Source organism: Pseudomonas sp. MS19 (assembly GCF_013277615.1).
GTDB lineage: Bacteria > Pseudomonadota > Gammaproteobacteria > Pseudomonadales > Pseudomonadaceae > Aquipseudomonas > Aquipseudomonas marincola.
Map to the genome: position 1 here is coordinate 613,739 of NZ_VBTO01000005.1, position 23,290 is coordinate 637,028.

Here is a 23,290-nt window from a genome sequence, read left to right on the forward strand (position 1 = left end):
TGAGGCGGGAGTGCCGGCAGGCCAGCTTGGCAGAAAGGCGCGGTAGCCGCGCCGCAAAAGTAAGTCGGGATTACTTGGCATCGCCAAGACGAATAACGCTGCCGGATGCGAGCACTTCTTCGTCAAACAAACGCCAGTCCTTGCCACCTTCCTGACCGATCAGCTCAACAAAACGGCGACCCTCTACTGCGTCTTCCATTTGGCCGGTGTAGTGGCCGTCACCAACCTTCTGCATGGTGATGCGCCGGTCACGCTCCGGTTGGGTAGGGGAGATCACGTTGAGTTTGAGCGTTGCAGGGCCACTGAAACCGGAAAGCTGCATGTCTGCAACACCGGTTTCGTTGTTGAAGGTCACCTTGGCATTGATCTTCAGTTGCTTGGCCAGGTTCTCGCGATCCAGCGACTGGTTAATGCCTTTGCCTACTTCGTAGTAGTCATCGGAGATCAGGCCTGGCGGGTTGAGCGTGGCAAAAATCAGCATCGAACTGCCTTGGACAACAGACAAGCCAAGCAAGCCAATGATGAACCACGGCCAGAATTGCTTGTACCAAGGCGAGACTACAGGTTGTTCGGTCATTCTATGTTTTGCCTAAATGTTAGCGGATGCTTGGGCCATTGAAACGGCTGTCAGCGTCAGAATTAATGCTCGGATCATCCATGGATTTGACGTGGAACATGATCTTGTTCGCGCTTGATGGCAGCTTCTCAGGCGGGATGGACAACTCCACCGGCACCGAAAGCACTTCACCCGCAGCGGCTTTGATCTCAGTGTTGCCCTCAAACTCAAGGCCTTCAATGCCGTCGGCACTGATCACCACGGTCATGTCGTGCTGGGCTTTGTTCATGATCTTCAGGGTGTAGACGTTTTCGATGTGCCCATCCTGATTTTCACGGTACATGACCCGATCCTTGATCACGTCGAGACCGACTAGCGAGCGCGCGCTTACGGCCCAGACAAATACACTCATCATGGCGATCAGCGCGATAGCATACCCAATCAGGCGTGGACGAATAAGGTGTGTTTTGTGTCCGGTCAGGTTGTGTTCAGTGGTGTAACTGATCAGACCTTTGGGGTAATCCATCTTCTCCATGATGCTGTCACACGCGTCAATACAGGCCGCGCAGCCAATACACTCAAGTTGCAGACCGTCACGAATGTCGATGCCGGTCGGACATACCTGTACACACATTTTGCAGTCGATGCAGTCGCCCAGACCCTGGGCTTTGTAATCGGCATCCTTTTTACGCGGTCCGCGAGCTTCACCACGACGCGGATCGTAAGAGACGATCAGGGTGTCGGCGTCGAACATCACGCTCTGGAAGCGCGCGTAGGGGCACATGTAAATGCACACCTGCTCGCGCAGCCAGCCCGCGTTTCCGTAAGTCGCGAGGGTCAGAAAACCAACCCAGAACAATGCCCAGCCGCTGGCACTGAGGGTGAAGAGGTCCGGGATAAGCTCGCGGATCGGGCTGAAGTAGCCAACAAAGGTGATGGCGGTAGCCAGTGAAACGCCAATCCAGATGCCGTGCTTGGCAAGCTTGCGCATGAACTTGTTGGCGCTCATGGGCGCTTTGTCGAGCTTCATGCGTTGGTTGCGATCACCTTCAGTGACTTTTTCGCCCCACATGAATACCCAGGTAAATACGCTCTGGGGGCAGGTGTACCCGCACCAGACGCGACCGGCAAACACCGTAATAAAAAATAAACCGAAGGCGCAGATGATCAGCAGCGCTGATAGCAGGACGAAGTCCTGAGGCCAGAAGGTTGAGCCAAAAATATAAAATTTGCGTTCTGGCAGGTTCCACCAGACAGCTTGGCGGCCGTCGTAATTGAGCCAGACGGTGCCGAAATAGAGAAGAAAGAGAAGGGCGCCACCCATTCTGCGCAGATTGCGGAAAACGCCAGAGAAGGCACGGGTGTAGATTTTTTCAGAACTTGCGTAAAGGTCAGTTGACTGGCCTTTGGGGATGTTCGGGGTAACGTTTTTTACCGGTATCTGTTGGCTCATCAGTTTGTACCACAGCGGTTGGATTGGGTGCTTTGGCTGATACGTGCCAGCCAAAGTCATTTCTCTATACCGCTATGTTACGCCTGAGGTTGCAAATCAGGGTGCGACTGTGAGTCGCGCCCTGATTGGCGGAGAGCTAGTTACTCCGCGGTCTTGTGCGACAGGCTGTACACGTAAGCGGCCAGCAGGTGGACTTTATCGTTGCCCAGGAAGGCTTCCTGAGCTGGCATACGGCCATGACGGCCATAACGAATAGTCTGCTGTAGCTGAGCGTAGCTGGTGCCGTAGATAAATGCTGCAGGGTTGGTCAGGTTCGGTGCACCCATTGCGTGGGTACCCTTGCCGTCAGCCCCGTGGCAAGCGAAGCACGTGGTGCTGAAAACTTTCTGACCTGCAGCAATATCCGCCTCAGTGCCTTCCGGCAGCTTGCGACCCGCCAGCTCAGTGAGGACGTAAGCAGCTACGTTCTTGACGCCGTCTTCGCCGATGATCGGACCGTGAGCTGGCATAGCGCCTTCACGACCGCCAAGAATGGTCTTCTTGATTTCAGTTTCCGGATCACCGCCCCAGCGCCATTCGTTGTCCGTCAGGTTAGGGAAGCCATAAGCGCCCTTGGCATCAGAACCGTGGCAAACCGAGCAGTTCGAAGCAAACAGGCGGCCGCCCATTTTCAACGCTTGTTCGTCCTTGGCCACTTCAACGATTGGCATAGCAGCGTACTTGGCGTAGATCGGTCCATATTTGGCGTCGGCCTTGGCCATTTCCTTTTCCCACTCGTGAACGCCAGTCCAGCCACCATTACGCTCTTTGCCATTGGCAATGTCGACGTTGGTTGCAAAAGGCGTTTTGGCCTCGTTGTCCAGGTAGTCATAACCTGGCAGCAGGCCTTTCCAGTTACCCAGGCCCGGGTAAAGGACGAGGTAGCCGAGTGCGAAAATGATGGTGCCTACGAACAACATGAACCACCACTTTGGCAGCGGGTTGTCATATTCCTCGATGCCGTCGAAGGCGTGGCCAACAGTTTCGTTGGTCACTTCATCGTTAGGCTGGCTTTTACGGGTACCAAAAATAAGCCACGTCAGCGCGAAAATCGTGCCGAGTGAAAGAATTGTTACGTACCAACTCCAGAAAGTGGTCATTGGTTATTGCTCCTGGAAGATTGCTCGTCGCGCTCGCTGGTTTTTTTGGGTTCGTCGGCAAAAGGCAGATTGGCAGCGTCGTCAAACTCCGATTTGCGCTTGCTGCTGAATGCCCACAGCAGCAAGCCGATGAAGGCAACGAATACCAGTGCTGTACCTATACCGCGAATAGTCCCGATTTCCATCGTGCGTTACCGTTTGCTCGTGATAGAGGTGCCAAGAACCTGCAGGTACGCAACGATCGCGTCCATTTCGGTTTTGCCTTTAACTGCTTCGCGTGCGCCAGCGATGTCTTCATCGGTGTATGGCACGCCAAAGCCGCGCATAACTTCCATCTTCCTCGCGGTGTCCTTACCGTCCAGTTTCTTCTCAACCAGGAACGGGAATGCCGGCATGATCGACTCAGGCACCACGTTGCGTGGGTTGTACAGGTGAGCACGCTGCCACTCGTCCGAGTAACGGCCGCCTACGCGGGCCAGATCCGGGCCAGTACGCTTGGAGCCCCACAGGAATGGGTGATCCCAAACGCTTTCACCGGCTACGGAGTAGTGACCGTAGCGCTCGGTTTCAGCACGGAACGGGCGGATCATCTGCGAGTGGCAGCCGACGCAACCGTTGGCGATGTATACGTCACGGCCTTCCAACTCAAGCGCGGTGTAAGGCTTGAGGCCCTCAACCGGATCGTTGGTCACATCCTGGAAAAACAGCGGGACGATCTGAGTCAGGCCACCGATGCTGACGCAAAGCACCATCAGCAACGCCATCAGGCCAATATTCTTCTCGATGATTTCGTGTTTCATCAGTGAGCTACTCCAACGGGAATCTGTGCAGCTGCATCGTATTCAGAAGCTTTGGCGGCACGTACTGTGCGGTAGGTGTTGTAAGCCATCAGCAGCATGCCGAGGACGAAGAATGCACCACCGAGTGCACGCACAACGTAGCCAGGGTGGCTGGCTTCGAGGGCTTCAACGAACGAGTAGGTCAGGGTGCCGTCTTCGTTCACTGCACGCCACATCAGGCCCTGAGTGATGCCGTTAACCCACATCGAAGCGATGTACAGAACGGTGCCGATAGTAGCCAGCCAGAAGTGAGTGTTGATCAGTGTGACGCTGTGCATCTGCTCGCGACCAAACACCTTCGGAATCAGGTGATAGAGCGAACCGATGGAGATCATCGCAACCCAGCCAAGAGCACCGGCGTGTACGTGGCCGATAGTCCAGTCAGTGTAGTGAGACAGGGCGTTGACGGTCTTGATGGCCATCATCGGGCCTTCGAAGGTCGACATGCCGTAGAACGCCAGCGATACCACCAGGAAGCGCAGGATAGGGTCGGTGCGCAGCTTATGCCATGCGCCAGACAGGCTCATCATGCCGTTGATCATGCCGCCCCAGCTTGGAGCCAGCAGAATGATCGACATGGCCATACCAAGCGACTGAGCCCAGTCCGGCAGAGCGGTGTAGTGCAGGTGGTGAGGACCAGCCCAGATGTACAGGGTGATCAGTGCCCAGAAGTGCACGATAGACAGGCGATACGAATAGATCGGACGCTCAGCCTGCTTCGGTACGAAGTAGTACATCATGCCGAGGAAGCCGGTGGTCAGGAAGAAACCTACGGCGTTGTGACCGTACCACCACTGGATCATCGCATCGGTTGCACCGGAGTACATCGAGTACGACTTGAACAGGGTGACTGGCATTTCGGCACTGTTGACGATGTGCAGCATGGCCGTAACCAGAATGAAGCCACCGAAGAACCAGTTACCGACATAAATGTGCTTGGTTTGACGCTTGACGATGGTGCCGAAGAACAGCACTGCGTAACAAACCCAGACTACGCCGAGCAAAATGTCGATCGGCCATTCCAGTTCTGCGTACTCTTTCGAGCTGGTCATACCCAAAGGCAGGGTGATGACGGCCAGGACGATGACAAGCTGCCAGCCCCAGAAAACGAATGATGCCAGAGAGTCAGAAATCAGACGCGCCTGACTGGTGCGCTGCACCACATAGAGTGAGGTTGCCATCAGCGCGCATCCGCCGAAAGCGAAGATCACTGCGTTAGTGTGCAGTGGACGTAAACGACCGAAAGTCGTCCATTCCAAGCCAAAGTTGAGTTCAGGCCACACAAGTTGTGAAGCGATGAAAACGCCTAGGCCCATGCCTATGACCCCCCAAATTACCGTCATGACGGCGAATTGGCGGACCACCTTGTAGTTATAAGCAGTCGGACTGATTGCTGTGCTCATTGCTGGGGTTCCACGGTTAATGGATTTTTTAGGGATAAAAATCGGCGGCAAGTATGTATAAAGCGGATAACCATTGCAACGATACATGCCAACGCGATCAAGCTTTCAAGGGCATTTCAGTGCCTTTCGGGTGCACGCCGAAGGGCCTTTGAACGCAAACATCACCATGCACGAACCGGCACGACGAAGACGGGAATCGCCTTAGAGTGTGGACAGTGGCGACTGCAGACAAGATTAGCTCAACTGGAGCAGGATGAAAGCCGTTTGTCGGCGGGGTGCGACTTTGGGTCGCACACCTCAAGCCTCGCTCTAGTTTGCAGGTCTGCGGGCCTTCAAATGCACAGAAAATCCTATCAGCGCGTCACGTGTGTGCCTGATCTTCAATGGTTGGGTTTGTAGGTTTTTGGGCTGGGTTGGCGTTGGCGCATTGCAACACCTGACGACTCCTTTCGCTGTTATTGTTTGGCATGCTCCAGTTTGTCCACTCACAATAGTGCGGACATAACTTTACGTGAGCCAGTATGAGCAGTCGCAAAACTCAAGAACTTGATCAAGATCAACAGGCGCTGCCGCAGTCGACGGTTTCTTTATTAACTGATAACCCCGTCGGCCCTGCGCGCGCCACATTCATTCTGGCGCACGGTGCCGGTGCGCCAATGGACAGCGAATTCATGCAAAGCATGGCCGCGTTGCTGGCTCAGCGTGGTATTCAGGTGGTGCGCTTCGAGTTTGCCTACATGGCTGCGCGGCGCACCGACGGCAAAAAGCGCCCGCCTAATCCGCAAGCGCTACTGCTGGAACAATGGCGCGATGTCTATCGCCAGGTCCGTGAGCAGGTTGCCGGGCCGCTGTTGATCGGTGGTAAATCAATGGGCGGACGCATGGCCAGTTTGCTGGCGGACGAATTGGGCGCAGATGGTTTGGTTTGTCTCGGTTATCCGTTTTATGCCGCGGGCAAGCAAGACAAGCCACGTACCGCGCACCTTGCCGATTTGCGTACCCCAACCCTGATCGTTCAGGGCGAGCGCGACATCATGGGCAACTCTGAGGCTGTTGCGGGCTACTCTTTATCTGATTCTATACGCCTGCATTGGCTGAAAGCGGGCGACCATGATTTGAAACCGTTGAAAAGCTCTGGCTTCAGCCATGCCGATCATATGCTTGGCGCCGCGCAGGCAATCAGTGACCTGGTTGATGAACTGGCGCAGGCACAAAAAACCCAGCCGTAGCTGGGTTTGGGTCAGGCAGGCATGCTTGGCTGGGCGCTTAAATACCCATATTGGCCAAGCTCTGCAGAATATTGCGCAAGCTTCCGGCGAGGGTCGGGTGGCTCACTTCAAAACGTTCAACCGCGAGGTTGACGCCGTCTACCAAGGTTGCATCGGGAGCAGCTGCAGCGTCTTGCGCCAGTTGCAGCTCGATTTCCTGAGTGAGGATGTACAGCGACGCGCGATCTTCTTCAGTCAGCGCAGGTTTTTGCGCCAGTTGCGCGCGCAGGTCTTCCAGTTGCTGCCGCAGTTCGTTTGCAGGCATGAGACGCTCCCTTAATAGATACACAAATAGATTGACCCTCGGCAGGCCGCAAAAATCCCTGCCTGATTAAAGATTAATCCATGGATGCGTCTTTTGCCTGTTTTATCGCTATGTGCGCGCCGCTTTTAACTGGCGCTTATGCAGCCTGCTCGTGAGCTACTAACAGGTTTTCTATCAGGGGATAGAAATGGCTCAATGGCGGCGTTTGCATGTGTGGATCCTTACCCAGGTCGTCGAGGCGTCTGAGGGTCAAGGCGTCCTTCGCGAACGGCGCGCGTAAGAAAGCGTTGGCGGCGCTCGGGTCAAAGGGGCCGCCCTGTAAGGCCAGGCTGTCCCTTGAGGCGCTGGAAAGATCCGCGTGATAGGCAGGATCGACGGCGCAAAAATAGCGTTTAGCGGCTACATGCAAACGAATGGGCTGCCATACGCTCTCGGGCAATACACTTCGCAGCAGGTTGGCCGCCTGCTCCTCGTGGCGCAGGTCGTGTGCGGCACTTGCTTCGGGTGACTCGTATAAATGCCCGATGTCGTGCAGCAGCGCTGCAACTATCAGGCTTTCACTGCAGCCTGATCGCTGCGCAAGGGTCGCGCATTGCAGTGCGTGCTGGGTCTGGCTGATATCTTCACCGTATTGCGCCTGGCCTTGGTTGGCAAACAGTTGCTCTACCTGGGCAATAAAGTCCGTGCGGCTCAGGGTCATGGTCTTTCACCTTTGCTGTAGCGTTTATAGAGTTCAGCCAGACACGATTGCGCGTCGGTCAGGTCGTCTATCACTGAGTGCACGCCCAGCCGATAGAGCTGCAAGGTTGCATCGGCGCGCAGTTTTTCACGGGTTTGCGCGTCGAGGCGGTGCCACTCTGCAAGGCTCTTTCCACAGGCTGCGCCACAGGCAGCCAGCCCCACTGTCCAGAAGCCAGCATTCAATGCGGCCTGGAGCATTTGCGGATCACTGCCAATCAGAATACAGCCCGAGTGCTGCTCAGCCTGCAAATCAATCAGGGCCTGCCAGCACGCATCCGGCGCCGGCCACGCGCGTTTGGCCAGGCAGCCGTCGAGCCAGTCAGGTAGTTCCTGAGTCAGGGCGCTCGCTGTTTGTGGTGCTAGATCATCAATCCAGGCGCAGGTGATATTTTTGCGTTGTAAGGCAAACAGTAGCTCAAGCGCGCCGGGTGTTGGTTGGGTTTGCTCGCTGCTGATTGGCTGAGTCTCAGCCCAATCCGGCTCAAGGCGGGTAGCAGCGGCGCCTTGACTGAAAGGATGAACGGGGGCGGGTGTTGCGGTTTTACCGCGCGCGCCAAAATCTACAAGGCATCCGGAGAGTCCCAAAAGAACCGCTGTGAAGTTTGAGGGCGGGGTTGGCATAACGGTCATCCTTGGTATGGTCTAGTCCAACATAGGGGCTAAACATGACCAAACAATGACCGTGAAATGACAGCTTCTGAACAGCTGATGACTAGCAGCTAACAGCGCGCAGAGGCCCTGTGCGGGCTTGGATGATTAGTGTTTGCTGCCTTCGTCCGGCATGCTCAGCAATTGACGCTCTTGGTTCCAGTCAAACGGCTCGCCGTTCTCCTCGGCTTCAAAACGGCGCTCATCGAGTCGCTGGTAAATTGCGATTTCTTCATCCGGCATAAAGTGCAGGCAGTCGCCGCCGAAGAACCACAGCAGGTCACGCGGGACCAAGTGGGCAATTTGCGGGTAGCGCTGGAAAATCTGACTGATCAAATCCTGGCCCAGATACAGGCTGCCTTCCTGATCTACCGGCAGGGCGGCGACCAGTTCATCAAAGCGCTCCAGAAACAGGGCGTGGCTGGAGTCGAGAATCTGTTCAGCTTCACCCAGGGCAACCAAAATCTTGCGCAGATGATCGAGCAGGGCAAGGTGGTGATCGAGGTTTGTGTTGGCCATGGGTTGGATCCTGAAAACAAAAAACGGGCGCCGGAGTATAAAGCTCGCGGCGCCCGCTGTCGTGCGGTTGATCAAATTAGCCGTTAGTGGCTGTTACCGGTGCAGCATTAACGCACTTTGCTGCGGCTGAGTTTCAGTTCGTCCTTGCTGAAGTCATCGACATCGATCACTACGCGTCGGGCGTTTTCAGCCTGTTGCAACTGCTCGGCTTGCTCCTCGGTGAAAACCCCGGCCGAAACAGCCGCTGCAATCAGGTTCTGCCCGGGGACTTCTTCGACTTCGCCTGCTTTCAGCGCTTTGTGCAGTTGCTTGTGCAACGGCTTGGCCGCTTCCAGTTGGTCAAGTGCAAACTGCAGCGCGCCGACTGCATCCTTGTTGTCTTGTGGGCGGAAGCAACCCTCTAGCACTTCCTCTAGCGCCGGATCACCTTTGTTGCGACCCAGAATCTCGGCAATCTCTGCATCCAGAGCATCGCTTGGGCCTTTGTGCTGGCGACCCAGTGGGAACACGATGATGCGCAATGCGCAGCCCAGCCACTTGTTCGGGAAGTTGCTGAGTATGCCGTCGAGTGCTTCTTCGGCTTTGCTCAGGCTCTCTTCCAGTGCCCAGGTTACGAATACGCGGGAATGCTCCGGGTAATCCAGATCGTGGTAACGCTTGAGTGATGCCGATGCCAGATACAGATGGCTCAGTACATCGCCAAGACGCGCAGACAAACGCTCGCGGCGCTTCAGCTCACCACCCAGCAGCATCATGCTCATGTCTGCGAGCATGGCGAATGCGGCCGACAGACGATCCAGTGAGCGGAAATACCTGGCGCTGAGGCCATCGCCCGGCTGGGTTTTCAGGGCGTCAAGCTTGAGGCCCAACACCAGCGTGCTGGCAAAGTTGCCGACTGCAAACCCAATGTGCTGCATGAGCAATTCATCGAACTCGACCAAGGCCTGGTCTTGATCCGGTTCATTGGCCAGCTGCATTTCCTTGAGTACAAACGGATGGCAGCGAATGGCGCCCTGACCGAAGATCATCAGGTTGCGCGAGAGGATGTTGGCCCCTTCAACCGTGATGAAGATCGGCGCACCTTGCCATGAACGGCCCAGATAATTATTCGGCCCCATGATGATGCCTTTACCGCCGTGCACATCCATTGCGTGGCTGATGCATTCGCGGCCGCGCTCAGTCAGGTGATACTTGAGAATGGCCGAGAGAACGGACGGCTTCTCGCCAAGATCGACTGCGTTGGCGGTCAGGATACGGGCACTGTCCATCATCCAGGCGTTGCCGCCAATGCGCGCCAGAGCTTCCTGAATACCTTCAAATGCGCTGATCGGCACATTGAACTGCTCGCGAATCTCTGAATATTGGCCCGTCACCATGCTGGTGAACTTGGCTGCGCCAGTGCCGACAGCAGGTAGCGAGATTGAACGCCCGACAGACAGGCAGTTCATCAGCATCATCCAGCCTTTACCCAAATACTCCGGGCCACCGATCAGGTATTCGAGCGGCAGGAAAACATCCTTGCCCGAGTTCGGCCCGTTCATGAAGGCGGCGCCCAAAGGCAGGTGACGGCGACCAATTTCAACGCCCGGCGTTTCGGTCGGAATCAGCGCAAGGCTGATGCCGAGGTCTTCCTTGTCGCCAAGCAAGTGATCGGGGTCGAGTGCCTTGAACGCGAGGCCAAGCAGGGTCGCAACCGGCCCGAGGGTGATGTATCGCTTCTCCCAGGTCAGGCGCATGCCGATGACTTCTTTACCTTCCCATTCACCCTTGCAGATGATGCCAACATCCGGCATCGCGCCCGCATCGGAGCCGGCGAGGGGGCCAGTAAGACCGAAGCAGGGAATATCTTCACCGCTGGCCAGACGTGGCAGGTAATGGTTGCGCTGCTCTTCAGTGCCGTAGTGCAACAACAGTTCGGCGGGGCCGAGAGAGTTAGGCACCATAACAGTGGAGGCGAGGTCACCGCTGCGGGTCGCAAGCTTCATTGCCACTTGCGAGTGTGCGTAGGCCGAGAAGCCCTTGCCGCCATATTCTTTAGGAATGATCAGGGCGAAGAAGCCGTGCTCCTTAATGTGTTGCCAGGCTTTTTCCGGCAGGTCCATCTGCTGGCCGATCTCCCAGTCAGTGACCATGGCGCACAACTCTTCAGTCGGGCCATCAAGAAACGCTTGTTCCTCTTCAGTCAGCTTGGCCTTCGGGTAAGACAGCAGTGTGTCCCAGTCCGGACGACCGCTGAATAGTTGGCCATCCCACCACACCGTGCCGGCTTCGATAGCCTCGCGCTCGGTGGCGGACATGGGTGGGAGAACTTTCTTGAACCATTTGAACAGCGGTTTGGTCAGCCACTGGCGGCGTTGTTCGGGCAACGCCAGGGGCAGGGCAACCATCAGCCAGAGCACCCAGAACACTGCCATCAGCAAAGTAGGTGCGTGGCTCCATGTCGCCATGGCCAATAGATAGGCCGCGACAATTGCCAGAGCAATTAAGGGTGGGGTGCGCCGGTGGGCGATATAAGCCACACCTACGACTAAAACGATCAACCAGACTACAAGCATTCTGACTCCTCCATGATGGCGCAATGCGTACTGCGCTCTACGAGCTTAGCCCTCATCAGCGCCGGTGTGGCGATAAGCGCGGCGAACTTGGCCGGTTTGCCGTTTTAACGGCGAATATGCCATGGGTAAACTCTATAAAAACCAGAGTGAATGCCATGAACGACTATTTACTGCCCGGCCGATTCATTAATAGTGACCACCCAGCCGTGGTTGAGTTCGCTGAACGGGCACGCGGTGCCACTCGTGACCCTGTGCAGGTGGCGATTAATCTGTACAACGCTGTACGCGATGGTATTCGTTATAACCCCTATGTGCTGAGCCTTGATCCCCAAAGCCTGACTGCCAGCTGCGCGGTAAACCAGCCCGAGAATTACTGTGTGCCCAAGGCGATTTTGCTTGCGGCATGCGCGCGCCACTGCAACATCCCCTCGCGCATAGGCTTGGCTGATGTGCGCAATCATCTGGCGACTGCCCGCCTGCTTGAGGCGCTGCGCACCGAGGTGTTTGCCATGCATGGTTACACCGAGTTGTATTTGCATGGCCGCTGGGTCAAGGCCACTCCTACGTTTAACCGCGAGCTGTGCGAGATATTTGGGGTGGCCGCGCTTGAGTTCGACGGCATCAATGACAGCGTGTTTCACCGGTTCAACGCTCAGGGCCAGCGCTACATGGAGTACCTGACCGACCACGGCCAGTTCGCTGACTTGCCGGTGGATTTGTTCTATGCGCATTTGCGCAAGATCTACCCGCATTTGTTCAATGGCGAGACGTTGAACATACGCGGAGATTTCGCCCAAGAGGCCAGCCTTGCGAGTGTTCCATGAATCTCGGTGATGGATAACATCAGCTTCAAGGCCTTCACTATTTCGCTGGCAGTGCTAGTCTGGCAACCCTCCAAAGGTTGCTTGATGATTGCACGTGCAGTGCCAATCAGACTCGACTCTTGTTCAGCAATCACTGCGTTCAAGTTTGCTTAGCGCTAGACTTGGCTGGTTTTGTTGCTGCGCATTGCATGGCAGCCGATGTTTTCCTTCTTATCAGGCGTGCACATTTTTTATGACTACCGCTCTGTCCATCCGGCAGTTGACCAAAACCTACGGCAACGGATTCCAGGCCCTGCATGGCCTGGATCTGGATGTTGCCGAAGGCGATTTTTTCGCATTGCTCGGCCCCAATGGCGCCGGTAAATCCACCACCATCGGGATTCTCTCGACCCTGGTTAATAAAACCAGCGGCAGCGTGAAAATCTTCGGCAATGACCTGGACACCAATCCGGCGCAACTCAAGCGCAGCATTGGCGTGGTGCCGCAAGAGTTCAACTTTAACCAGTTTGAAAAGGTCTTCGACATCGTCGTGACCCAGGCGGGTTACTACGGCATTCCACCGCGTCTGGCCAAGGAGCGCGCTGAGCAGTACCTCAAGCAGCTGGGCTTGTGGGACAAGCGCAACGTGGCTTCTCGCGAACTTTCGGGCGGAATGAAGCGCCGTTTGATGATTGCCCGTGCGCTGGTCCATGAGCCGCGCCTGCTGATTCTCGATGAGCCCACTGCGGGCGTCGATATCGAGTTGCGTCGTTCCATGTGGTCGTTTCTGACCGGGCTTAACGAGCGCGGCATTACCATCATTCTGACCACCCATTACCTCGAAGAAGCCGAACAGCTGTGCCGCAACATCGGCATCATCGACCACGGCCGTATCGTCGAAAACACCAGCATGCGTGAACTGCTGCAAAAGCTGCATGTCGAGACTTTCCTGCTCGACCTGACCACAACGTTGCAAGCCGCGCCGCAGTTGCAGGGTTACCCGACCCGTCTGATTGATGATCACACCCTCGAAGTTCAGGTTGAGAAAACCCAGGGCATGACCGATCTGTTCCAGCAGCTCTCCGCGCTGAATATCGATGTTTGCAGCCTGCGCAACAAAACCAATCGCCTGGAGGAGCTGTTCGTTTCTCTGGTAGAGAAAAATCTGGTAAAGGCCCCTAAATGAGTGCTCCGCAAATGACCTCGGAACTGGCCGCCAATATGGTGGCGCTGCGCACAATTGTCGTGCGCGAGATACGCCGTTTCACCCGCATCTGGCCGCAGACACTGCTGCCGCCGGCGATTACCATGGTCCTGTATTTTGTGATCTTTGGTAATTTGATCGGCCGTCAGATCGGTGACATGGGCGGCTTCAGCTACATGGAATACATCGTTCCGGGGCTGATCATGATGTCGGTGATTACCAACTCGTACGGCAACGTGGTGTCGAGCTTCTTCGGCAGCAAGTTCCAGCGTTCAATCGAAGAGCTGATGGTGTCGCCGGTGTCGCCGCACATCATTCTTATCGGTTATGTCATCGGCGGCGTTGCGCGTGGTTTGCTGGTCGGCTTGATCGTCACGTTGTTGTCTCTGTTCTTCACTCACCTGCAGGTTCATCATCTGGGCCTGACCGTTCTGGTGGTTCTGATGACGGCGACAATCTTCTCGCTGTGTGGATTCATCAACGCAGTGTTCGCGCGTAACTTCGACGACATTTCGATTATTCCGACCTTCGTGCTGACGCCGCTGACCTATCTTGGCGGGGTGTTTTACTCGATCTCGCTGTTGCCGCCGTTCTGGCAAACCGTGTCGATGGCCAACCCGGTTCTGCACATGGTGAACGCCTTCCGTTACGGCATTCTCGGGGTGTCGGATATCAGCATCGGCGTTGCCATTGGCTTCATGTTGGTGGCGACCATCGTGCTGTACTTCGCCTGCGTGCGCCTGCTGGTTAGCGGTCGCGGTATGCGCCAGTAATAATCGCTGCGCAACGTAAAAGGCCAGAGCAATTGCTCTGGCCTTTTTTATGCGGCGTCAGTCGGGCTTGAGAGTCAGACCTTGAGCACCAGTTTGCCGAAGTTTTCCCCGCTGAACAGTTTCAGCAGTGTCTCAGGGAAAGTCTCCAGACCGCTGACAACATCCTCTTTGGATTTGAGTTTGCCATCCGCCAGCCAGCTGGCCATTTCAGCGGCGGCTGCCTGATACTGCGAGACGTAATCCATCACCACGAAGCCTTCCATGCGTGCGCGGTTAACCAGCAGTGACAGGTAGTTGGAAGGGCCTTTTACCGCTTCCTTGTTGTTGTACTGGCTGATAGCGCCGCAGATCACGATGCGGGCTTTCGGGGCGATGCGGGTGAGCACGGCATCGAGAATGTCGCCGCCGACGTTATCGAAGTACACATTGATGCCTTTCGGGCATTCGCGCTTCAATGCCTCGTTGAGGTCTTCGTTCTTGTAATCGATAGCGCCGTCGAAGCCCAGTTCGTCAATCAGGAACTTGCTCTTCTCGGCGCCACCGGCAATGCCGATCACGCGGCAGCCCTTGATCTTGGCGATCTGCCCGGCAACGCTGCCAACAGCACCGGCTGCGCCAGAAATAACCACGGTGTCACCGGCCTTGGGTGCGCCTACATCCAATAGGGCGAAGTAGGCGGTCATGCCGGTCATGCCCAGTGCCGAGAGATACAGCGGCAGCGGAGCGCGCTTGGGGTCTACCTTGTAGAAGCCGCTCGGCGCGCCAAGGTAATAATCCTGAACACCGAGGGCGCCGTTTACAAAGTCGCCCACGGCGTAATCAGGGTGCTTGGAGGCAACCACTTCGCCCACGCCCAGTGCACGCATTACATCACCCAAACCTACTGGTGGGATGTACGACTTGGCGTCGTTCATCCAACCGCGCATGGCCGGGTCGAGCGACAGATAGGCGTTCTTGACCAGGATCTGACCGTCGGCAGGTTCACCCAGCGGCGTTTCAACAAACTCGAATGTTTCGCGCGAAGGCAGGCCGACAGGGCGCTGAGCAAGCAGGAATTGGCGATTGATCGAAGCGGACATGGTGAGATCTCTTGTTGTACTGCAGCGGATTTTGCCCACGCAAAAATTGCGCAGAGTGCGATGCATAGGTGATAGCCGTCCTGCGTGCTATCGGCAAGTGTTGCCTGGGCGCAGAATGCTGACTGATACATTTGAGTGATGATTGGATCGGGGTCTTAATCACTCAAGTCGATCAAGCAATAAACGCCTTTCTGATAGTGCTGGGGCGCCGATAACTGATCAGCCTAGACTCGGCGCATAACTATTCAAACAGAGGATACACCCATGGGCTTGAGCTATTCGGGAGAGGTTGCGCTGGTAACAGGCGGGGCAGCCGGTATTGGTCGTGCAACTGCTTTGGCGTTCGCCGGGGCGGGGCTTAAAGTTGTGGTGTCTGATCTCGATAGCGCTGGCGGTGAGGCCACTGTTGGGCAGATTCAGGCTGCCGGCGGTGAAGCGGTGTTTGTACCTTGCGACGTAACCCGTGATGCCGAAGTGCAGGCGCTGATGCAGCAAACCATCGCCGCCTTTGGGCGTCTCGACTATGCCTTCAACAATGCCGGCATCGAAATCGAGCAAGGCAAGCTGGCCGACGGTAACGAGTCCGAGTTCGATGCGATCATGAACGTCAACGTTAAAGGCGTGTGGCTGTGCATGAAGCATCAATTGCCGCTCTTGCTGGCTCAAGGCGCGGGTGCCATCGTCAATACAGCGTCGGTTGCCGGCCTGGGCGCTGCACCGAAGATGAGTATTTACAGCGCTTCCAAGCACGCGGTAATCGGCCTGACCAAGTCGGCGGCTGTCGAATACGCCAAGAAGAAAATTCGGGTCAATGCCGTATGCCCGGCGGTGATCGATACCGACATGTTCCGCCGCGCCTATGAAGCCGATCCGCGCAAGGCGGAGTTTGCCGCTGCCATGCATCCGGTCGGCCGCATTGGCCGGGTCGAGGAAATTGCCGCAGCCGTGATGTACCTGTGCAGCGATGAAGCTGCGTTCACCACCGGGCATGCGCTGGCGGTTGATGGCGGCGCAACGGCGATTTGATCCCGTGAGCAGGGCGCGAGCGGTGCTCTCAGGCCCGCGCGAGCCCCTGCAAGTCCGAAGGGCTGGTTCGTCAGTTGGGTGGATTTGAGCTTTAATCAATATCCCGGTAAACGAGTGACGAGCATGCAAATCAAGCGCCTTGCATTGTGGGCAGTGGGCATCGTTTTTTGCGTTACATTCGCTGTTGGCGTGGCGCTCTCAACGACTGAGGATGATGAGTTGAGTGTGGCCGAAGAGGCCGAAGTCGATGCCTTGGTGCTGCCTTTGCCCAAGCTCTGGACGGGTGATTTTGCCGGCATGCAAAAACGCCATATGGTCCGGGTGCTGGTGCCCTACAGCAAGAGCTTTTACAGCGTCGATCGCGGCCAGCAAGCCGGCATCAGCTACGACCTCAGCGTAGCGCTGGCGGCCTGGTTGAATAAAAATCATGCTGATCCCAAAGCTGCTGTTCGCTGGCAGGTGATGCTGATTCCGGTGGCGCGTGATGAACTGATCAGCCAGTTACTCAAAGGGCAGGGCGACATTGCTGCTGGTGGTTTGGTCATCACCGACAAGCGCTCTGCACAAGTCGCCTTCACCGCGCCGTTTACAGTCAGCGTTGGCGAGCTCTGGGTCAGTGCGCCAGGCACTGAACCGGTAACCGAAGTGGCGCAACTAGCGGGGCGTCAGGTGATGGTGCGCCGCTCCAGTAGTTATTTCGAGCACCTTACCGAACTCAATAAAACCTTTCAGGCGCAAGGGCTCAAGCCGATTGATATTCAGTTGGTCGATGAGAATCTGGAAACCGAAGACCTGCTGGAAATGGTCAACGTCGGGGTTATTCCGGCGACGGTAGCCGACCACTATATCGCCGAAGCATGGTCTGGGCTGTATCCGGACATGCAGATCAACGAGGCGGTAAAAGTGCATGAGGGTTCTGCGTTTGCCTGGGCGATTCGCCCGGACAATCCGCACCTTAAAAAGCAATTAGACAAGTTTGTTGAAGCGCACAAAGTCGGCACCTTGTTCGGTAACAGCCTGCGCAAAGATTACCTTGAGCAGACCTCTATCGTGGACCCGACTTCTGCGCGCGAGTTGGCCAAGTTCAAGTCGCTGGTCGAGATATTCAAGAAGCATGCGCAAACCTACGATTTCGATTACCTGATGCTCATGGCGCAGGGATACCAGGAATCGCGGTTGGATCAGCAGGCACGCAGCCCGAACGGGGCAGTCGGGGTTATGCAGATCCTGCCAAGCACGGCAGCAGACCCGCAAGTTGGCATTAAGAATGTCGCCAAGAGTGCGGACAATAACGTGGAGGCGGGCGCTAAGTATTTACGCTTGCTGGAACAAAAGTACCTCGATGAGCCCGGTATCTCGCCGACCAACAAGGTGCTGATGGCCTTCGCTGCATACAACGCGGGGCCAACCAATTTACGCAAATTTCGCCGGCTCGCGGAAAAGTCCGGGCTTGACCGCGATGTCTGGTTTGGCAACGTCGAACATGGCGCCGCGCGCATTGTCGGCCGCGAAACCGTGGACTACGTCGGCAATATCTATAAGTACTACGTGGCCTACAAATTGGCGCAGCAGCGCCAGCTTTTACAAGACGCCACGACCAGTCCCTGAGCCGGCTTAGGCGGGGTCTTTCTTGCCGGCGTTGAGAATCACCAGTGTCAGCAGGCCCGCGACGATCCCCCAGAATGCTGAGCCTACCGAGAACAGCGTCATCCCCGAAGCTGTCACCAGAAAGGTGATCAATGCCGCTTCACGTTCTTTGGGCACGCTCATGGCCTGGGTCAGGCCGCCGATGATCGAGGCGAACAGCGCCAGCGCGGCAATCGACAGGATCAAGGCTTTCGGCAGAGCTGCAAACAGCGCCGCCATGGTTGCGCCGAAGATACCGGCAATGCCGTAAAACACTCCGCACCAGACGGCAGCTGTGTAGCGTTTGCTCGGGTCTTCATGGGCTTCCGGGCCCGCGCAAATCGCGGCGCTGATGGCGGCCATGTGAATGCCGTGCGAGCCGAATGGTGCCAGCAGAATCGAGAAAATCCCGGTGGTGTTGAGCAGTGGCGAAGCCGGCACCTGATAACCGTTAGCGCGCAAGACCGCCATGCCAGGCAGGTTCTGCGAAGTCATGGCCACAATGAACAACGGGATGCCGATGCTGATGGTCGCGGCCAGCGAGAAGCTCGGTGTGGTCCAGACCGGTGTTGCCAATTCCAGATGAAAATTCTCGAAGTTGAGCAGGCCGAAAACCCCTGCCAGCACGCAGCCGACAACCAGTGCCGCCAGCACCGCATAACGTGGCATCAGGCGCTTGCCGAGCAGATAGGCGAGCAACATGCTCATCACCAGAACCGGTTGCTGCTCGGCGGCGACACAAATTTCGAGGCCTATTTTGAACAGCACACCCGCCAGCAGCGCCGCCGCGATAGAGGCAGGTATGTGGCGCATGAAACGGTCGAAGCTGCCGGTCATGCCGCATATCACGATCAAGCCTGAACAGATGATGTACGCGCCAATCGCCTCGCTGTATGGCACGCCCGGCAAGCTGCTGATGAGCAGCGCGGCACCTGGCGTCGACCACGCGATCATCACGGGCGCCCGATAACGCAAAGACAAGCCGATGCAGGTGATGGCCATGCCAATTGACAGTGCCCAGATCCAGGAGGAGATCTGGCCATTACTCAAACCGGCGGCCTGGCCTGCCTGAAACATCAGTACCAGGGAACTGGTGTAGCCGGTGAGCATTGCGATGAAGCCTGCCACTACGGCAGAGGCAGAACTGTCAGCGAGTGGTCGCAGCGGGGTTTGTGCAGCTTCAGCCATCAAATTGTTCCTTTCACATCAACCAGAATCGGGTAGAGCGATGCCACCAGCAGCAACGCCATGCCGATATTGAAAACCCGCAAAACCCGCGGATTGCTCAGCCACTTGCGCAACATGCTGCCGGCAACGGTCCAGATGGCCACGCTTGGGCAGTTTACCAGCGCAAACAGGCCGGCAATCAGCAGCACATTGAACAGAAAGTTCTCATGCGGGGTGTAAGTGGTAATCGCGCCAATGGCCATGACCCAGGCCTTGGGATTTACCCATTGAAACGCCGCCGCCTGCAAGAAGGTAAAGGGTTTTGCATTGGCGGTGACATCACTGCTCGGAGCGCCCGAGCCTGAGATTTTCCAGGCCAGATACAAAAGATAGGCGGCGCCGAGATAACGCAGCACTTCATACAGGGGCGGGAATTGAGTGAACAACTCGCCAAGCCCAAGGCCGACGGCGATCACCAGCACCATAAAACCGAGGCTAATCCCCAGCATGTGCGGCACGCTGCGACGCAGGCCGAAGTTCACGCCCGAGGTCAGCAGCATCATGTTGTTGGGGCCGGGCGTTACAGAAGTAACGAAGGCGAACGCGATAAAGGCGACGAGTAATTCAGCGGTCATGATGATGGCCTCGGGAGACGAATACAGAGCCTAAGCGCTGTTTGAGCCTTCGTCGCCGTACAGCCATGGAGCAAATCGACCGATACAGTTCCAGCTTTATCACTGTAACCCTAAAGCTGTTCTAGCGGCTTTTACCCAGCGCCAGATTCACTTGTATCCAGCTTTGCGCGGCGGCTTCACCTGTTTCGCCAAAAGCCTTCTGCAGCAGGCGGGTCTGTTCGCGGCGCAGGGCTTTTTCCAGTTTTGCGCCTTCAGCGGTGAAGTCGAGCAAACGCTTACGCTTGTCGTCGTTGGCGGTGACGCTCTGCACCAGATGCATTTCCAGCAATTGGCGCAGCGGAGTACTCAGTGCCTGCTTGCTGACGCCCAGATAGCCGAGCAATTCTTTAACGCTCAAGCCGGGATGGCGAGCGATGAAAAACAGGATGCGATGATGCACGCGTGACAGCCCACGGCGCGCCAGCATTTCATCGGCTTTGGCGGTGAACGCCTGATAACCAAAGAAAAATGCTTCCATCGCAGCTTGCTGAGCGGTCGGATTTTTAAGGTCAAGCATATTGACGTATCTACTCAAGTCAGCGTAGTTTCAGTCAAGCAGTTTGACCTATTTCCCCCGACTCGTGCTACTGGTGATATGAATGGCTTTCTCTGAACGTGTTGCTCGCCTCAAAAGCTCCCTGATCCGCGAAATTCTGGCGGCAGCGCAGCGCCCGGAAGTCATGTCATTTGCTGGCGGCTTGCCGGCAGAACCCATGTTGCCGAAAGTCGAGTGGGCCGACATGCCCACCAGCATGGGCCAGTACGGCATGAGCGAAGGCGAGCCGGCACTGCGTGAAGTGATCGCCGCCGAGGCGCGTGCGCTGGGCGTTCCGTGCGATGCCAGCCAGGTTTTGATCGTCAGCGGCTCACAGCAGACCCTCGATCTGGCCAGTAAACTGTTCATTGATCCGGGCACCGAAGTGTTGGTTGAAGCGCCGACCTATCTGGCCGCGTTGCAGGCATTCCAGTTGTTTGGCGCAGATTGCATTGCCGTGCCGCAAGAGTCGGATGGCCCAATGCTCGACGCCTTGCGCCAGCGTCTTGAAGCGCACAAGCCGGCGTTTGCCTACCTGATTCCCACTTTCCAGAACCCATCCGCGGTGCGTTACAGCGAAGCCAAGCGTGATGCTGTGGCGGCGTTGCTCGATGAGTTCGGCGTGACTTTGATTGAAGATGAGCCGTACCGTGATCTGGTATTTGATGCGGGCAGCGCAACCCCGATCGTCAGCCGCCTGAAAAAAGCCAGCTGGATCTACACCGGTACCGTGTCGAAAACCTTGTTGCCCGGTCTGCGTGTGGGCTACCTGATTGCAACACCAGATCTGTATCCGTACCTGCTGCGCCTGAAACAGTCGGCAGACCTGCACACTAACCGTGTAGGTCAGTGGCAGGCGCTGCAGTGGCTGGGCAGCCAGCAGCATCGCGATCATCTGGCGCAGTTGCGTGACTTCTATCGTCAGCGTCGTGATGCGATGCAGGCGTGCCTGGAAGAGCATTTCGCTGATCTGGCTGACTGGCAAGTGCCGCAAGGCGGGTTGTTCTTCTGGCTGACACTCAAGCAGCCACTTGATACCCGTACATTGCTGGCACCGGCGTTGGCGCAGAATGTTGCGTTCATGCCGGGCGAACCGTTCTTTATTGATCCCGAGCAGAATCCGGGTCATCTACGCTTGAACTTCAGCCACGTGGCGCCAGAGCGCCTGGGTGAAGGTCTTAAGCGTCTTGCACAGGTAATCCGTGAAGCGCAGGCCAGTCTGGCAGCGTGAGGCGGGCGGGGCGGGCTGTGATGCCGGCCCCGGGTTTTGAATGATAGGGAGCGTCAGGGCTGATTTCTCAGTGCTGCACAGTAGAGGAGGCTGGTTATGTTGAAGGTTTACGGTGATCTGCGTTCGGGCAACTGCTACAAGGTCAAGTTGATGCTGCACCTGCTGGGCTTGCCATACGAGTGGATCGCAATCGATATTCTCAAGTGCGAGACCCAGGGCGAAGCGTTTCTGGCCAAGAACCCCAACGGCAAGATTCCGGTGCTTGAGCTTGAAGATGGCACCTGCTTGTGGGAATCCAACGCGATTCTGAATTACCTCGCCGATGGCACCGGATTCTTGCCCGTCGAGCCGCGCCTGCGCACTCAGGTGCTGCAGTGGCAGTTCTTCGAGCAATATAGCCACGAGCCGAATGTGGCGGTTGCGCGCTTTATCCAGCTCTATCAAGGCATGCCTGCCGAGCGCATGGATGAATATCAGCGCTGCCAGAAGCTTGGCTACAAGGCGCTGCGGGTGATGGAAAAGCAATTGCAGCAAACCGAATATCTGGTGGGTTCGCAATACTCCATCGCCGATATCGCGCTGTATGCCTACACCCATGTCGCCGATGAAGGCGGATTTGATCTGGCCGAGTTTCCGGCGATCCGTGGTTGGCTCGAGCGCGTTGCCAGCCATCCCAAACATGTCACTATGTTCGGCTGATAGTCTCAGCGCTAGCTGCGCAACACGGGATGACAAAATGCCTCGGGCAAGTCATCCCGTGTGGGCACTAAATAGCGGATAATGCCGCGCTTAAACTTCTTCGCCAGAGCGCCAATGTCGAGCTTTGTTCGTTTCGTACTGCTGGTTGTATTTGCCCTTTGCCTGCCGGTAATGAACAATGCTGCGAGTACAAATGACCACTGCCAGAGCTTGTCGCCGTCTGCCAGTTCAGCCGCTGAACATTGCCCTGATTCATCACTTACACCGTGCAGCCATTGTCAGGTGTGCACCGGTACATTGCTGCAAAGCGCATCGCTGACAGGGGTGGCGCCGTTGCAGGCAGCCAAACCTGTCGTCATACCCGACAGCTTGTTCAGTCAACATATTCCAGAGATTGCCTTACCGCCTCCGCGCGGCTGATCAACTCCCGCATGTGCCGAGTTTTTATCAGTTATTGAGGATTGAATATGTTTACCAGCATGACTTTTTCCATGGTTGCAGTCGCGACTGCAATCAGCATGGCCAGCTCCGCAATGGCCGCCCAAGGTCACGACGACTCCCATGCGATGCATCACGATATGCAAGGTGAGCACACCCAGGTGAACCAGCAAAAGCCGTGGGGTATTGCCGGCAATGAAGCGCTGGTCACGCGCACTGTCGAGCTGCGCATGAATGATCAGATGATGTTTGTGCCCGCCAAGTTCGACGTGCAAGAGGGTGAAACCATCCGCGTGGTGCTGCATAACGACGGCAAGGTCGTGCACGAATATGTACTGGGCACGCAGGCCGAACTGGATGCGCATGCGGCCATGATGGCCAGCAATGTGCAAATGGAGCATCACCAGCCGTACATGGTGCATGTAGCGCCGGGTGAGACTGGAGAGATGATCTGGAACTTCAACCGCACCGGAGTATTTGATTTTGCCTGCTTGATAGCCGGGCATTATCAGGCTGGCATGGTCGGCAAGGTCAACGTGGTTGCTGCGTCCCAGTAGCGTTCAGGCAAATCTGCGTTAACTAAAAAGGGCCGCTGCGGTAAAACGCAGTGGCCCTTTTTATTGTGCGTGTCCCGTCCTGAATAAGGTTT

The 23,290-nt window shown here is 56.4% G+C and carries 25 protein-coding genes; 10 read left to right on the forward strand and 15 right to left on the reverse strand.

The annotated features are described in order from the left end of the window. Nucleotides 1–70 precede the first annotated feature (70 nt). The 6 genes from FEZ62_RS05245 to ccoN all read right to left on the reverse strand — a co-directional run bounded on the left by FEZ62_RS05245 (nucleotide 71) and on the right by ccoN (nucleotide 5,390). Complete coding sequence (locus FEZ62_RS05245) at nucleotides 71–577, reverse strand: FixH family protein (protein ID WP_069899839.1); 507 nt, start codon at nucleotides 575–577, stop codon at nucleotides 71–73. A gap of 19 nt (nucleotides 578–596) precedes the next feature. Beyond that, a complete protein-coding gene (gene ccoG / locus FEZ62_RS05250) occupies nucleotides 597–2,009 on the reverse strand; it encodes a cytochrome c oxidase accessory protein CcoG (RefSeq protein ID WP_172927043.1) in 1,413 nt (470 codons plus the stop codon). Between the two features lie 140 nt (nucleotides 2,010–2,149). Next, complete coding sequence (gene ccoP, locus FEZ62_RS05255) at nucleotides 2,150–3,148, reverse strand: cytochrome-c oxidase, cbb3-type subunit III (RefSeq protein ID WP_172927044.1); 999 nt, start codon at nucleotides 3,146–3,148, stop codon at nucleotides 2,150–2,152. Then, nucleotides 3,145–3,333 carry a CcoQ/FixQ family Cbb3-type cytochrome c oxidase assembly chaperone gene (locus FEZ62_RS05260; protein WP_069899837.1) on the reverse strand — a complete coding sequence of 63 codons (189 nt, stop codon included), beginning with the start codon at nucleotides 3,331–3,333 and terminating at the stop codon, nucleotides 3,145–3,147. Before FEZ62_RS05260 ends, ccoP begins: the two co-directional genes overlap by 4 nt. Nucleotides 3,334–3,339: 6 nt before the next feature. Continuing rightward, nucleotides 3,340–3,948 carry a cytochrome-c oxidase, cbb3-type subunit II gene (ccoO, locus tag FEZ62_RS05265; RefSeq protein WP_069899836.1) on the reverse strand — a complete coding sequence of 203 codons (609 nt, stop codon included), beginning with the start codon at nucleotides 3,946–3,948 and terminating at the stop codon, nucleotides 3,340–3,342. Continuing rightward, on the reverse strand, nucleotides 3,948–5,390 hold the full coding sequence (ccoN, locus tag FEZ62_RS05270; protein WP_069899835.1) for a cytochrome-c oxidase, cbb3-type subunit I: 1,443 nt from the start codon (nucleotides 5,388–5,390) through the stop codon (nucleotides 3,948–3,950). The genes ccoO and ccoN overlap by 1 nt, the downstream gene beginning before the upstream one ends. 521 nt (nucleotides 5,391–5,911) lie before the next feature. Between ccoN and FEZ62_RS05275 the strand changes: the two genes are divergently transcribed. Then, on the forward strand, nucleotides 5,912–6,619 hold the full coding sequence (locus tag FEZ62_RS05275) for an alpha/beta family hydrolase (RefSeq protein ID WP_242454883.1): 708 nt from the start codon (nucleotides 5,912–5,914) through the stop codon (nucleotides 6,617–6,619). Between the two features lie 37 nt (nucleotides 6,620–6,656). Here FEZ62_RS05275 and FEZ62_RS05280 read toward each other — a convergent pair whose 3' ends face one another. The 5 genes from FEZ62_RS05280 to FEZ62_RS05300 form a co-directional block, all read right to left on the reverse strand. Then, nucleotides 6,657–6,923 carry a DUF4404 family protein gene (locus FEZ62_RS05280; protein WP_069899833.1) on the reverse strand — a complete coding sequence of 89 codons (267 nt, stop codon included), beginning with the start codon at nucleotides 6,921–6,923 and terminating at the stop codon, nucleotides 6,657–6,659. A gap of 136 nt (nucleotides 6,924–7,059) precedes the next feature. Beyond that, on the reverse strand, nucleotides 7,060–7,623 hold the full coding sequence (locus tag FEZ62_RS05285; protein ID WP_172927045.1) for a phosphonate degradation HD-domain oxygenase: 564 nt from the start codon (nucleotides 7,621–7,623) through the stop codon (nucleotides 7,060–7,062). Continuing rightward, complete coding sequence (locus FEZ62_RS05290; RefSeq protein ID WP_242454884.1) at nucleotides 7,620–8,285, reverse strand: HAD family phosphatase; 666 nt, start codon at nucleotides 8,283–8,285, stop codon at nucleotides 7,620–7,622. The genes FEZ62_RS05285 and FEZ62_RS05290 overlap by 4 nt, the downstream gene beginning before the upstream one ends. A gap of 135 nt (nucleotides 8,286–8,420) precedes the next feature. Further along, nucleotides 8,421–8,831, reverse strand: coding sequence for a PA2817 family protein (locus FEZ62_RS05295; protein ID WP_069899830.1), 411 nt, complete (start codon nucleotides 8,829–8,831; stop codon nucleotides 8,421–8,423). A gap of 107 nt (nucleotides 8,832–8,938) precedes the next feature. After that, entirely contained in the window at nucleotides 8,939–11,386 is a 2,448-nt protein-coding gene (locus FEZ62_RS05300; RefSeq protein WP_172927047.1) for an acyl-CoA dehydrogenase, read from the reverse strand. A 155-nt stretch (nucleotides 11,387–11,541) separates the two neighbouring features. Here FEZ62_RS05300 and FEZ62_RS05305 point away from each other — a divergent pair, with 155 nt between their 5' ends. The 3 genes from FEZ62_RS05305 to FEZ62_RS05315 all read left to right on the forward strand — a co-directional run bounded on the left by FEZ62_RS05305 (nucleotide 11,542) and on the right by FEZ62_RS05315 (nucleotide 14,166). Beyond that, nucleotides 11,542–12,210, forward strand: a complete 669-nt coding sequence (locus FEZ62_RS05305; RefSeq protein ID WP_172927048.1) for a transglutaminase family protein — start codon at nucleotides 11,542–11,544, stop codon at nucleotides 12,208–12,210. 232 nt (nucleotides 12,211–12,442) lie between these two features. Further along, on the forward strand, nucleotides 12,443–13,375 hold the full coding sequence (locus tag FEZ62_RS05310; protein WP_069899827.1) for an ABC transporter ATP-binding protein: 933 nt from the start codon (nucleotides 12,443–12,445) through the stop codon (nucleotides 13,373–13,375). An 11-nt stretch (nucleotides 13,376–13,386) separates the two neighbouring features. Next, nucleotides 13,387–14,166, forward strand: a complete 780-nt coding sequence (locus FEZ62_RS05315; protein WP_069899883.1) for an ABC transporter permease — start codon at nucleotides 13,387–13,389, stop codon at nucleotides 14,164–14,166. Between the two features lie 74 nt (nucleotides 14,167–14,240). Here the strand turns inward: FEZ62_RS05315 and FEZ62_RS05320 are convergent, their stop codons facing one another. Further along, nucleotides 14,241–15,245: an NADP-dependent oxidoreductase gene (locus tag FEZ62_RS05320; RefSeq protein WP_172927049.1), complete on the reverse strand. Its 1,005-nt coding sequence runs from the start codon at nucleotides 15,243–15,245 to the stop codon at nucleotides 14,241–14,243. Nucleotides 15,246–15,509: 264 nt separating this feature from the next. Between FEZ62_RS05320 and FEZ62_RS05325 the strand changes: the two genes are divergently transcribed. Then, the gene (locus FEZ62_RS05325; protein ID WP_172927050.1) at nucleotides 15,510–16,271 is read left to right on the forward strand and encodes an SDR family oxidoreductase; all 762 of its coding nucleotides are present in this window, start codon (nucleotides 15,510–15,512) and stop codon (nucleotides 16,269–16,271) included. 123 nt (nucleotides 16,272–16,394) lie between these two features. Further along, complete coding sequence (locus tag FEZ62_RS05330) at nucleotides 16,395–17,879, forward strand: transporter substrate-binding domain-containing protein (RefSeq protein WP_172927051.1); 1,485 nt, start codon at nucleotides 16,395–16,397, stop codon at nucleotides 17,877–17,879. A gap of 6 nt (nucleotides 17,880–17,885) precedes the next feature. Here the strand turns inward: FEZ62_RS05330 and FEZ62_RS05335 are convergent, their stop codons facing one another. From FEZ62_RS05335 to FEZ62_RS05345, 3 genes are all read right to left on the reverse strand, one after another. Next, the gene (locus FEZ62_RS05335; protein WP_172927052.1) at nucleotides 17,886–19,085 is read right to left on the reverse strand and encodes a benzoate/H(+) symporter BenE family transporter; all 1,200 of its coding nucleotides are present in this window, start codon (nucleotides 19,083–19,085) and stop codon (nucleotides 17,886–17,888) included. Next, nucleotides 19,085–19,699: a LysE family translocator gene (locus FEZ62_RS05340; RefSeq protein ID WP_172927053.1), complete on the reverse strand. Its 615-nt coding sequence runs from the start codon at nucleotides 19,697–19,699 to the stop codon at nucleotides 19,085–19,087. Before FEZ62_RS05340 ends, FEZ62_RS05335 begins: the two co-directional genes overlap by 1 nt. 121 nt (nucleotides 19,700–19,820) lie before the next feature. After that, the gene (locus tag FEZ62_RS05345; protein WP_069899821.1) at nucleotides 19,821–20,255 is read right to left on the reverse strand and encodes a MarR family transcriptional regulator; all 435 of its coding nucleotides are present in this window, start codon (nucleotides 20,253–20,255) and stop codon (nucleotides 19,821–19,823) included. 82 nt (nucleotides 20,256–20,337) lie between these two features. On the opposite strand from FEZ62_RS05345, the gene FEZ62_RS05350 reads away from it, so the two are divergent. From FEZ62_RS05350 to FEZ62_RS05365, 4 genes are all read left to right on the forward strand, one after another. Beyond that, a complete protein-coding gene (locus tag FEZ62_RS05350) occupies nucleotides 20,338–21,504 on the forward strand; it encodes a PLP-dependent aminotransferase family protein (RefSeq protein WP_069899820.1) in 1,167 nt (388 codons plus the stop codon). 96 nt (nucleotides 21,505–21,600) lie between these two features. Beyond that, nucleotides 21,601–22,203: a glutathione S-transferase family protein gene (locus FEZ62_RS05355; RefSeq protein ID WP_172927054.1), complete on the forward strand. Its 603-nt coding sequence runs from the start codon at nucleotides 21,601–21,603 to the stop codon at nucleotides 22,201–22,203. 114 nt (nucleotides 22,204–22,317) lie between these two features. Next, on the forward strand, nucleotides 22,318–22,623 hold the full coding sequence (locus tag FEZ62_RS05360) for a hypothetical protein (RefSeq protein ID WP_172927055.1): 306 nt from the start codon (nucleotides 22,318–22,320) through the stop codon (nucleotides 22,621–22,623). A 47-nt stretch (nucleotides 22,624–22,670) separates the two neighbouring features. Next, a complete protein-coding gene (locus FEZ62_RS05365; RefSeq protein WP_239655570.1) occupies nucleotides 22,671–23,198 on the forward strand; it encodes a cupredoxin family protein in 528 nt (175 codons plus the stop codon). The last annotated feature ends 92 nt before the right edge of the window (nucleotides 23,199–23,290 follow it).

What these genes read in the sequence shown, in the direction of transcription:
- FEZ62_RS05355 (WP_172927054.1), top strand. Translation starts at nt 21,601, where the DNA reads ATGTTGAAGGTTTACGGTGATCTGCGTTCGGGCAACTGCTACAAGGTC.
- FEZ62_RS05285 (WP_172927045.1), bottom strand. Translation starts at nt 7,623, where the DNA reads ATGACCCTGAGCCGCACGGACTTTATTGCCCAGGTAGAGCAACTGTTT.
- FEZ62_RS05280 (WP_069899833.1), bottom strand. Translation starts at nt 6,923, where the DNA reads ATGCCTGCAAACGAACTGCGGCAGCAACTGGAAGACCTGCGCGCGCAA.
- FEZ62_RS05360 (WP_172927055.1), top strand. Translation starts at nt 22,318, where the DNA reads ATGTCGAGCTTTGTTCGTTTCGTACTGCTGGTTGTATTTGCCCTTTGC.
- ccoG (WP_172927043.1), bottom strand. Translation starts at nt 2,009, where the DNA reads ATGAGCCAACAGATACCGGTAAAAAACGTTACCCCGAACATCCCCAAA.
- FEZ62_RS05320 (WP_172927049.1), bottom strand. Translation starts at nt 15,245, where the DNA reads ATGTCCGCTTCGATCAATCGCCAATTCCTGCTTGCTCAGCGCCCTGTC.
- FEZ62_RS05305 (WP_172927048.1), top strand. Translation starts at nt 11,542, where the DNA reads ATGAACGACTATTTACTGCCCGGCCGATTCATTAATAGTGACCACCCA.
- FEZ62_RS05340 (WP_172927053.1), bottom strand. Translation starts at nt 19,699, where the DNA reads ATGACCGCTGAATTACTCGTCGCCTTTATCGCGTTCGCCTTCGTTACT.
- FEZ62_RS05310 (WP_069899827.1), top strand. Translation starts at nt 12,443, where the DNA reads ATGACTACCGCTCTGTCCATCCGGCAGTTGACCAAAACCTACGGCAAC.
- FEZ62_RS05290 (WP_242454884.1), bottom strand. Translation starts at nt 8,285, where the DNA reads ATGCCAACCCCGCCCTCAAACTTCACAGCGGTTCTTTTGGGACTCTCC.
- FEZ62_RS05335 (WP_172927052.1), bottom strand. Translation starts at nt 19,085, where the DNA reads ATGGCTGAAGCTGCACAAACCCCGCTGCGACCACTCGCTGACAGTTCT.
- FEZ62_RS05295 (WP_069899830.1), bottom strand. Translation starts at nt 8,831, where the DNA reads ATGGCCAACACAAACCTCGATCACCACCTTGCCCTGCTCGATCATCTG.
- FEZ62_RS05260 (WP_069899837.1), bottom strand. Translation starts at nt 3,333, where the DNA reads ATGGAAATCGGGACTATTCGCGGTATAGGTACAGCACTGGTATTCGTT.
- FEZ62_RS05345 (WP_069899821.1), bottom strand. Translation starts at nt 20,255, where the DNA reads ATGCTTGACCTTAAAAATCCGACCGCTCAGCAAGCTGCGATGGAAGCA.
- FEZ62_RS05245 (WP_069899839.1), bottom strand. Translation starts at nt 577, where the DNA reads ATGACCGAACAACCTGTAGTCTCGCCTTGGTACAAGCAATTCTGGCCG.
- FEZ62_RS05330 (WP_172927051.1), top strand. Translation starts at nt 16,395, where the DNA reads ATGCAAATCAAGCGCCTTGCATTGTGGGCAGTGGGCATCGTTTTTTGC.
- FEZ62_RS05275 (WP_242454883.1), top strand. Translation starts at nt 5,912, where the DNA reads ATGAGCAGTCGCAAAACTCAAGAACTTGATCAAGATCAACAGGCGCTG.
- FEZ62_RS05315 (WP_069899883.1), top strand. Translation starts at nt 13,387, where the DNA reads ATGACCTCGGAACTGGCCGCCAATATGGTGGCGCTGCGCACAATTGTC.
- FEZ62_RS05300 (WP_172927047.1), bottom strand. Translation starts at nt 11,386, where the DNA reads ATGCTTGTAGTCTGGTTGATCGTTTTAGTCGTAGGTGTGGCTTATATC.
- FEZ62_RS05325 (WP_172927050.1), top strand. Translation starts at nt 15,510, where the DNA reads ATGGGCTTGAGCTATTCGGGAGAGGTTGCGCTGGTAACAGGCGGGGCA.
- FEZ62_RS05365 (WP_239655570.1), top strand. Translation starts at nt 22,671, where the DNA reads ATGTTTACCAGCATGACTTTTTCCATGGTTGCAGTCGCGACTGCAATC.
- ccoN (WP_069899835.1), bottom strand. Translation starts at nt 5,390, where the DNA reads ATGAGCACAGCAATCAGTCCGACTGCTTATAACTACAAGGTGGTCCGC.
- FEZ62_RS05350 (WP_069899820.1), top strand. Translation starts at nt 20,338, where the DNA reads ATGGCTTTCTCTGAACGTGTTGCTCGCCTCAAAAGCTCCCTGATCCGC.
- ccoO (WP_069899836.1), bottom strand. Translation starts at nt 3,948, where the DNA reads ATGAAACACGAAATCATCGAGAAGAATATTGGCCTGATGGCGTTGCTG.
- ccoP (WP_172927044.1), bottom strand. Translation starts at nt 3,148, where the DNA reads ATGACCACTTTCTGGAGTTGGTACGTAACAATTCTTTCACTCGGCACG.